The 7,684-nt window shown below is 66.2% G+C and carries 9 protein-coding genes; 4 read left to right on the top strand and 5 right to left on the bottom strand.

All coding sequences use genetic code 11. From position 1 onward, the window contains the following. From A39O_RS41710 to A39O_RS0109470, 5 genes are all read right to left on the bottom strand, one after another. Positions 1-386, bottom strand: a 386-nt coding sequence (locus A39O_RS41710; protein WP_040527641.1) for a DUF6398 domain-containing protein, incomplete at its 3' end; no start/stop codon positions are given. 325 nt (positions 387-711) lie between these two features. Continuing rightward, positions 712-1,740 (bottom strand): DNA polymerase III subunit delta, encoded by a 1,029-nt coding sequence (holA, locus tag A39O_RS0109485; RefSeq protein ID WP_020504412.1) that lies wholly within the window; start codon positions 1,738-1,740, stop codon positions 712-714. A gap of 6 nt (positions 1,741-1,746) precedes the next feature. Continuing rightward, positions 1,747-2,247 (bottom strand): LPS-assembly lipoprotein LptE, encoded by a 501-nt coding sequence (locus A39O_RS0109480; RefSeq protein WP_020504411.1) that lies wholly within the window; start codon positions 2,245-2,247, stop codon positions 1,747-1,749. Between the two features lie 5 nt (positions 2,248-2,252). After that, positions 2,253-4,823 (bottom strand): leucine--tRNA ligase, encoded by a 2,571-nt coding sequence (gene leuS / locus A39O_RS0109475; protein WP_026199276.1) that lies wholly within the window; start codon positions 4,821-4,823, stop codon positions 2,253-2,255. Between the two features lie 16 nt (positions 4,824-4,839). After that, a complete protein-coding gene (locus tag A39O_RS0109470; RefSeq protein WP_020504409.1) occupies positions 4,840-5,901 on the bottom strand; it encodes a homocysteine S-methyltransferase family protein in 1,062 nt (353 codons plus the stop codon). 50 nt (positions 5,902-5,951) lie between these two features. Here A39O_RS0109470 and A39O_RS32905 point away from each other — a divergent pair, with 50 nt between their 5' ends. The 4 genes from A39O_RS32905 to A39O_RS0109450 all read left to right on the top strand — a co-directional run. Further along, positions 5,952-6,353, top strand: a complete 402-nt coding sequence (locus A39O_RS32905) for a hypothetical protein (RefSeq protein ID WP_020504408.1) — start codon at positions 5,952-5,954, stop codon at positions 6,351-6,353. Between the two features lie 74 nt (positions 6,354-6,427). Then, positions 6,428-6,751, top strand: a complete 324-nt coding sequence (locus tag A39O_RS32900) for an RES domain-containing protein (RefSeq protein WP_020504407.1) — start codon at positions 6,428-6,430, stop codon at positions 6,749-6,751. A gap of 310 nt (positions 6,752-7,061) precedes the next feature. Next, entirely contained in the window at positions 7,062-7,433 is a 372-nt protein-coding gene (locus tag A39O_RS32895; RefSeq protein ID WP_020504406.1) for an SDR family NAD(P)-dependent oxidoreductase, read from the top strand. A 50-nt stretch (positions 7,434-7,483) separates the two neighbouring features. Then, positions 7,484-7,684: IS3 family transposase (locus tag A39O_RS0109450; RefSeq protein ID WP_020504134.1), on the top strand; the 201-nt coding region annotated here is incomplete at its 3' end.

Raw genomic sequence — 7,684 nt, 5'->3', positions numbered from 1 at the left:
GGCAGGCTCCACTGAGGATCGGCCTGCCCGGAGTTCAGCAAGTTCAGGATCGCCGTCGATTTCGCCGAGCCGGTGCTCGCGCTCAGACCGAAATGCGAGCACAACTCATCCGCCCGCATGTACGGGGTCTGACTGCTGCCGAACAGGAAGTTGACCCGACCCAGCGCGTAAACGACCCCGCAAGCCCAGGTGTTGGGTTTACCCGTAGCCAGTGGTGAGGGGCGTTTGCGGCACAATTTCGCGGTCAGGCGTCGACAGAGATCACGATACTCTTCGGTCAAATGCTGCTCGCAGCATTGATCAGTGAGTGCGACGATCGCATCGTAGCGACCCTGGAGCGCCGTCGGCACCCGCTCCGATCGATCACCCGCCCCGTCGTCTGTCATGTCTGCTTACCTCGGTGTACTGGTCTTGGACGCCGGCAGTCCATGCGGAAAGCCGGTCTTGCTACTGACGCGCGGCTTCAGGTTATCCTGACAGAGTCTTCGTTTCTGTAGGGGCGGGTTTGAAACCCGCCCCTACTCGAACGTTCCATCTTATCTTGCGGGTCCGTGCTCGCTGCGAGGTACCATCCATGGCACTGGATTCCGGCATCCTGCCGGAATGACGAGGGCGGCTTTCCCGCAGCTGTAAGCGGAACGCGGTATTACGTCCGGTCATCACGTTCGACGGCTATAGCGCAGCATCGAACTCAACGCTGACCGCCGGCTGCTATGTCCGGGTCGACGGCCCCGCCACGGCCCCGGCCAGCCGGTCGGCGATCACTTCCAGACCATGCCAGGGGTCGCCCGGGCCGAGTCCTTTGATGGCCCGGTCGATGCGGGCGCAGGCTTGCAGCAGCCCGCGCAGGAGGCCCGGCTGGAGTCGTGCGAGTGCGCGTTCGACCCCGTCCTGGCGCGGTCGCGGGACGCGATGACCGGCGAAGACGGCTGCCGGAGAGCCGGTCCGCGCCTTGGCACCCGCGGCTTCCGCCAGCATCCGCAGGTCGCGTGCCAGGACCCACAGCACCAGCGTCTCCGCCACGCCCTCGGCCCGCAACACGGTGAGCACCCGGTGGACCCGCGCCCGATCGCCCGCGACCGCGGCGTCGGTGAGCGCAAAGAGGTCGAAGCGGGCACTGTCCGCCAGGGTCCCCAAGAGGTCCTCCAGGGGCAGGGGGCCGGGTTCGCGCAGCAGCCGCAGCTTTTCGATTTCCTGCACCGCGGCCATCAGGTTGCCCTCGACCCGCTCCGCCAGCAATTCCGCCGCTCCCGGCTCAGGCACGAATCCCGCGGCCGTGAGCCGCTGACCCAGCCACTGGGCCAATTCCCGTCCCTTGAGCGGCCACACCTGGACCACGGCGCCGACGGCATCCAGTGATTTGACCCATTGGGTCTCCAGTTCCTTGCGTTCCAGTCCGGGGGCGGTCACCAGCAGGAGGTTGTCGGGGCAGGGCCGCGTGCAGTAGGCGCGCAGCGCGGCGCTGCCGTCCTTGCCAATCTTACCGCTGCTCAACCGCAGATCGATCAATTTGCGCTGACTGAACAGCGACATGGCGCTCGCGCTGGCGCCCAGCGCGCCCCAGTCGAATTGCGCGTCCTGGTCGAGCACCTCGCGTTCGTCGAAACCCGCGGTCCGCGCCGCGGTGCGGATCAGCCGTGCGGCCTCGCCGAGCTGGAAGGGCTCATCGCCGCAGATCAGATAGACCGGGGACAGGCCGCGCGCGAGGTGCTCCGGGAGTTGGGTGAACCGCAGGCGCATCGCCGTTCAGCGCAGGGTGGTGCGCAAGCGCATCAGGATGCGGTCCGCGGCATCGCCGGCGAAATCCTGGTAGATCTGTTCCTCCTCGAGCTGCTTGCCCAGCACTTCCACGTCCGGGTTGTCGAAGGTGCGCGAGAGGTCCAGGGTTTGTTGCGGCGCCCGTGTTGTTCCGTCGGCGGACACCGCGTCATAGGAGACCAGAAACCGCAGGTCATAGGCCAGGACCTTGCCGCTGAAGTCGGTCGCGACCACGCGCGACGAGCGTCCCTCCGAGAGGATACGCACGATGAGCTTGGCCTCGGCCGGGGTGGTGGCCAGGGCGAGCGCGCTGCCGGAGAGTTGGTCCTCGATCGCCCGCTTGACCGTCGAACCGCCGCCCGCCTGGATGTACAGGGGCGACAGCGCCTCCGGAAGGTCCAGGGTGCCGCGCAGACGAAACCCGCAGCCGGCCAGCAGAGCCAACGTCAGACCGGGCACCGCCGCCGCGAATGCGCGCCTGCTGATCATACCGATCAGCCCGTCACCACGTTCACCAGCTTACCGGGCACCACGATGACCTTGCGGACCGGGGCGGTGTCCGTGAACCGGCGCACGCAGTCGGCGTCGCGCGCGGCCGATTCGACCGCGGCCCGATCGGCTGCGGTCGGCACCGTCACTTTGCCGCGGACCTTGCCGTTGACCTGCACCACATAGTCGATGCTGTCCTGTTTGAGCGCGGATTCATCGACCGTCGGCCAGGGAGCGTTCAGGATGTCCTCGCCGAAGCCGAGTTCCCGCCACAGATGGTGGGTGACATGGGGTGCGATCGGGGCCAGGAGGCGCAGACAGATGCTGACCCCCTCGCGCAGCACCGCCGCGGCAGCGCGCGCGTCATCCAGCTTATAGAGTGCATTGACCATCGTCATGCAGCCGGAGACCACGGTGTTGTACTGCTGGCGCTCGTAGTCGAAACGTGATTTCTTGAGCGCGGCATGGACCTCGCGGCGGGCGGCGGCGGCCCCCGCGTGCTCGCTCAAGTCCAGATCCAGCGCCGGACCGGCACCCATGATGGCCCCGGCGTTGACGGTTGCCAGCGTCCACAGGCGCTTGATGAAGCGGAAGGCGCCCTCCACGCCGTCGTCGTTCCACTCCAACGACTGGTCCGGCGGCGAGGCGAACATCGTATAGAGCCGCACCGTATCGGCGCCGTAACGTTCGATCAGTGACTCCGGGTCCACCCCGTTGTTCTTGGACTTGGACATCTTCTCGATGCCGCCGAAGGACACCGGCAGGCCGTCCGCCGCGAGCACGGCGTGCAGCAGCTTGCCCTTCTCATCGCGGGTGACCGTGACCTCGGCCGGATTGAACCAGTCCTTGCGGCCGTCCGCGCCGTCACGGCACCAGGTCTCGGCGACCACCATGCCCTGGGTGAGCAGGCGCGTGAAGGGTTCGTCGCAGTCGACCAGGCCCTCGTCACGCATCAGCTTGTGGAAGAAGCGGGCATAGAGCAGATGCAGCACCGCGTGCTCGATGCCGCCGACATACTGGTCCACCGGCAGCCAGTAGCGGGCGCGCTCATCGAGCATGGCGGTGGTGCAGTTGGGTGAGCAGAAGCGGGCGTAGTACCAGCTCGACTCGAAGAAGGTGTCGAAGGTGTCGGTTTCTCGAATCTCCCCGTTGGGGAGATTCGAGAATGAGGGCATTCTTTTCAGGGGCGAGCCGGAGCCGTCGACCACGACGTCCTCGGGGAGGCGGACGGGGAGGTCGGTCTCGGGGCGGATGCCGCCGTCGGCGGTGTGGACGACCGGGATCGGGCAGCCCCAGTAGCGCTGGCGGGAGACGCCCCAGTCCCTCAGGCGGAAGTTCACCCGTTTCTCGCCCTTGCCGCGCTCCGCCAGCCAGTTCGCGACGGCGTCGACGGCTTGCGCCGAGGTCAGTCCGTCGAATGGGCCTGAGTTGCGCAGAACGCCCTTCTCCACATAGGCGCAGGTCGCGATGTCGCAGGGGCTGTCGTCCGGCGAATAAATGACCTGACGTCTGGGAATACCGTATTTTTCAGCGAACTCCCAATCGCGCTGATCGTGTCCGGGCACCGCCATCACCGCCCCGGTGCCGTAGCCCATGAGCACGAAATTGGCGGCGAAAACCGGCACGGCTTCACCGGTGATGGGATGCAGGGCGTCGATCCCGAGCCGATGACCCTTTTTTTCCATGGTCTCGATCTCGGCCTCCGAGACTCCACCCTGACGGCATTCCTCAATGAAAGCGGCCAACTCCGGGTTGGTTTCGGCGGCCCGCCGGGCCAGCGGATGCTCGGCAGCCACGGCCATATAGGTGACGCCCATCAAGGTATCCGGGCGGGTGGTGTAGATGCCCAACACCTCGTCTGAACCACTGATCCCGAATTCGATATAGACCCCCTCGGAACGGCCGATCCAGTTGCGCTGCATGGTGCGCACCTGATCGGGCCAGCCGCTGAGCCCGTCCAGGGCGTCGAGCAACTCCTGGGCATAGTCGGTGATGCGCACCGACCATTGTTCGATCTCACGCTTCTCGACCGGGGCGCCGGAGCGCCAACCCTTGCCGTCGATCACCTGCTCGTTGGCCAGCACCGTCTGATCGACTGGGTCCCAGTTGACCAGCGCGGTCGCCCGGTAAGCCAGACCCTTCTCCATCAAGCGGGTGAAGAGCCACTGCTCCCAGCGGTAATAGTCCGGATCGCAGGTCGCCAGTTCACGCTCCCAGTCGTAGCCGAACCCCAGGCTCTGCAATTGGCCCTTCATGTAGGCGACGTTGCTGCGGGTCCACTGCGAGGGCGGAATGCCGTGCTTGATCGCCGCGTTCTCCGCCGGCAGGCCGAAGGCATCCCAGCCCATCGGCTGGAGCACGTTCTTACCCTGCATCCGCTGATAGCGGGCGATCACGTCGCCGATGGTGTAGTTGCGCACATGGCCCATGTGCAGCCGGCCGGACGGATAGGGGAACATCGCGAGGCAATAGAACTTCTCGCGCGCCGGGTCCTCTACCGCCTTGAAGCTCTGGCGCGTATTCCAAAACGTCTGGGCCGCGGTCTCGACGGCGCGCGGGTCATAGTCGTGCGGCATGGCGGGGCGCTGCTGCTCAGGCATTGAATGCCTCCAATCCGGACAGGCGCAGCCGATGGTCGTGCGCGCACGGTTGGCGCGGCGGCTTGCCGGCCACCGCGGCGGCGATGGCGCGGATGTGCGCCGGGGTGCTGCCGCAGCAGCCGCCGACGATATTGACGAAGCCGGAGTCGACCCACTCGGCGATGTGCGCGGCCATCTGCTCCGGCGTCATGTCGTACTCGCCCATTTCATTCGGCAGGCCCGCATTGGGGTGGAATGAGGTACAGTACTCGGCCACCCGCGCCAGGTCCTCGACATGCGGCCGCAGCGCATCCGGCCCGAGCGCACAATTGAGCCCGATCGACAGGGGCCGAACATGGCGCAGGCTGTTGTAGAAAGCTTCCACCGTCTGACCCGAGAGGGTGCGGCCGGAGGCGTCCGTGATGGTCCCGGAGATCATCACCGGCAGCACCAGACCGTCTTCCTCGAAGACCTGATCCACCGCGAAGGCCGCCGCCTTGGCATTCAGGGTGTCGAAAATGGTCTCGATCAGGATGGCGTCCACCCGCCCGGCGATCAGTGCCCGCGTCGCCTCGGCATAGATGGTCACCAGTTCGTCGAAATGGGTGTTGCGGGCGCCCGGATCGTTCACCTCCGGCGAGATGCTGGCCGTCTTGCTGGTTGGGCCGAGCACCCCGGCGACGAAGCGCGGCTTGGCCGAATTCAGCGCCGTGTAGCGGTCCGCACAGTCCCGCGCGAGCAAAGCGGCGGCCGTATCGATCTCGGCGGCATAGTCCTGCAGCCCATAGTCCGCCTGGGACAGCCGATTGCCGTTGAAGGTGTTGGTCTCCAGGATGTCGGCGCCGGCTTCCAGGTATTGCTCGTGGATCTCGCGGATCACCTCGGGTTTAGTCAGCACCAGCAGGTCATTGTTTCCTTTCAGATCCGATGGCCAATCCCGGAAGCGTTCGCCCCGATAGTCCGCCTCCTCGAGCCGGTAACGCTGGATCATGGTGCCCATGGCACCGTCGAGGATCAGGATGCGCTCGTGCAGCAGTTGGGCGAGTCGGGAGGAGGGCTGGGCCTGGTTTGGCATGGTTGATTCCGCCTGGGTTACTGGGCGCGCACCTGGCAGGTGGTGCGGCGATGCGTCAGTATAACCGCGGCGGCCCGTCCACCTGCTGTCGGATCGGCCGGCGGGTGCGGTCGCTGACCCGATCGCGGGGCGCCGCGGTCGGCGGTCGACAGCGCTTGTTGGAGCGCAGCCTGATCGGTATCCGCCGGGGCCGGGGCTGGCTTCTGCCGCGCTACCAGTTCCAGGTGCAGCAACAGGACGGTCAGCCGGTGGTGCGCGCTCTGGTCCCAGGGATCGAACAGGTCGTCCCCCGCCTGAGCCCCGAGCTGCACCCGGTCGCCTTGTGGCGCTGGTTCAGCAGCCCCAGCAGCGAACTGGTGTTGGAGGATGAAGACGCGCCGCTGTCGCCTCGGGATTGGTTGATCGCCGGGCGCGACCCGGCCGCGGTGGCGCGGTTGGCGGCTGGCCTGTAGTGCCAGTGGTCTGCCGCTGATCCGGTATCGCCCGGACGGGCCGAATCGACCGCCAGGCCCGCCAACCCTGGCTGGTGGCCTACGCCATCGGCGGCGAACTGACCCTGCTTGATCTGACCGGTGTCTACCCGACCCGCGCGGGGACCTCCATGTTGATCAGCAGCGGCTCGCGGCCACGCGCACGGGCCTGGTCACGCGCCTTCTATGCGGCCTACCCCGAGATCCAGGGCCTCTACTACGGCTCCAGTATGCACGGCAGCAGCCCCGCGCTGGCGCTCTATGAGCGTGCCCGCCCGGCCCTCCCCGGCGCACCGCTCCTGCATCGCGCCCTGGCCGATGCCGCCCTGAAGCTCACGCTGCGCCAGGCGGCGTCCACTCTGGGTTATTTGCTCCTCTAAACCTCGCCTAGCAGCCTGTCGGACTTTAGGCGATTTCCGAATACGACGCTCCGTAGGAGCCCGCTTGCGGGCGACGTGACCTGCCGGAATCGCGTCATTGTGCCCCNCCCGTCGCCCGCAAGCGGGCTCCTACGGGTTGGATTTTTCGCGGAAATCACCTTACGTTAGATTGTGGAGCAACAAATTTTTCTTCCTCTGGATCGAGCGTCGTTTTCGTCCAGACCACGCGTGGTCTTGATTTTGCGCAGATCAGTCTGATCTGCCGAAGAATCGACCCGACCTGCAATCCACCCGCAAATTGGCTTCTGCGATGCCTGATCAACCGCCCCCGTTAGCCGACCGTATCGCCCTGGTGACCGGTGCCAACTCCGGCCTGGGTCGGGCGGTCGCGGGGGCGCTGGCAGGGCAGGGCGCGACCGTGCTCATGGTGTGCCGCGACGCCGCGCGCGGGGAGCAGGCGCGCGACGGGATCATGGCCGCGACGGGTAATCCGCAAGTCCTGTTGTTCGTTGCGGACCTGGCCTCCCAAGCGGCCATCCGCGGCCTGGCCGCCCAGGTACGGGAGCGATTCGACCGGCTGCACTTACTGATCAACAACGCCGGCACCGCCTTCCCGGCCCGGCGGCTCAGCCCGGACGGCATCGAGATGGCCCTGGCCGTCAATCATTATAGTGGACCCTGAAAACCGGACAGTAATTTAAGCTCGCGTCGAACCAAAAGGGGCATATCATAATGGGCGAAGCGAAGCGCAAGACGTACACGGCATCCTTCAAGGCCAAAGTCGGCCTGGAGGCGATCCGCGGGGTCAAAACGACGAACGAGATCGGACAGGAGCATGGAGTCCATCCGGTCCAGGTGGGGCAGTGGAAAAAGGAGATCCTGGAGCAGGCCGGGACGCTGTTTGAAACCAAGCGTGGACGTCAGAAAGTGGAC

Source organism: Lamprocystis purpurea DSM 4197 (assembly GCF_000379525.1).
Lineage (GTDB): Bacteria > Pseudomonadota > Gammaproteobacteria > Chromatiales > Chromatiaceae > Thiodictyon > Thiodictyon purpureum.
The sequence above is the reverse complement of the archived record's forward strand: the minus strand, read 5'-3'. Positions and strand labels throughout refer to the sequence as shown.